At 53.9% G+C, this 1,344-nt stretch carries 1 rRNA gene (only partly in view); it reads left to right on the forward strand.

Features of this window, described 5'->3' with window-relative positions:
• A 23S ribosomal RNA gene (locus VLE72_00405) occupies nucleotides 1-1,344 on the forward strand (its annotated part extends 1,355 nt beyond the left edge of the window); the annotation flags it as partial.

Below are 1,344 nucleotides of genomic sequence, written 5' to 3' on the forward strand. Positions count from 1 at the left end.
TCCTGAGGAAGGCTCGTCCGCTCAGGGTTAGTCAGGACCTAAGCCGAGGCCGACAGGCGTAGGCGATGGACAACAGGTTGATATTCCTGTACCACCTCTTTATCGTTTGAGCAATGGAGGGACGCAGAAGGATAGAAGAAGCGTGCGATTGGTTGTGCACGTCCAAGCAGTTAGGCTGATAAGTAGGCAAATCCGCTTATCGTAAAGGCTGAGCTGTGATGGGGAAGCTCCTTATGGAGCGAAGTCTTTGATTCCCCGCTGCCAAGAAAAGCTTCTAGCGAGATAAAAGGTGCCTGTACCGCAAACCGACACAGGTAGGCGAGGAGAGAATCCTAAGGTGTGCGAGAGAACTCTGGTTAAGGAACTCGGCAAAATGACCCCGTAACTTCGGGAGAAGGGGTGCTTTCTTAACGGAAAGCCGCAGTGAATAGGCCCAAGCGACTGTTTAGCAAAAACACAGCTCTCTGCGAAGCCGTAAGGCGAAGTATAGGGGGTGACACCTGCCCGGTGCTGGAAGGTTAAGGAGAGGGGTTAGCGTAAGCGAAGCTCTGAACTGAAGCCCCAGTAAACGGCGGCCGTAACTATAACGGTCCTAAGGTAGCGAAATTCCTTGTCGGGTAAGTTCCGACCCGCACGAAAGGTGTAACGATTTGGGCACTGTCTCAACCAGAGACTCGGTGAAATTATAGTACCTGTGAAGATGCAGGTTACCCGCGACAGGACGGAAAGACCCCGTGGAGCTTTACTGTAGCCTGATATTGAATTTTGGTACAGTTTGTACAGGATAGGCGGGAGCCATTGAAACCGGAGCGCTAGCTTCGGTGGAGGCGCTGGTGGGATACCGCCCTGACTGTATTGAAATTCTAACCTACGGGTCTTATCGACCCGGGAGACAGTGTCAGGTGGGCAGTTTGACTGGGGCGGTCGCCTCCTAAAGTGTAACGGAGGCGCCCAAAGGTTCCCTCAGAATGGTTGGAAATCATTCGTAGAGTGCAAAGGCATAAGGGAGCTTGACTGCGAGACCTACAAGTCGAGCAGGGACGAAAGTCGGGCTTAGTGATCCGGTGGTTCCGCATGGAAGGGCCATCGCTCAACGGATAAAAGCTACCCCGGGGATAACAGGCTTATCTCCCCCAAGAGTCCACATCGACGGGGAGGTTTGGCACCTCGATGTCGGCTCATCGCATCCTGGGGCTGTAGTCGGTCCCAAGGGTTGGGCTGTTCGCCCATTAAAGCGGTACGCGAGCTGGGTTCAGAACGTCGTGAGACAGTTCGGTCCCTATCCGTCGTGGGCGTAGGAAATTTGAGAGGAGCTGTCCTTAGTACGAGAGGACCGGGATGGAC

This window comes from Candidatus Saccharimonadales bacterium, from assembly GCA_035480635.1.
Taxonomy (GTDB): Bacteria; Patescibacteriota; Saccharimonadia; order UBA4664; family DATIHN01; genus DATIHN01.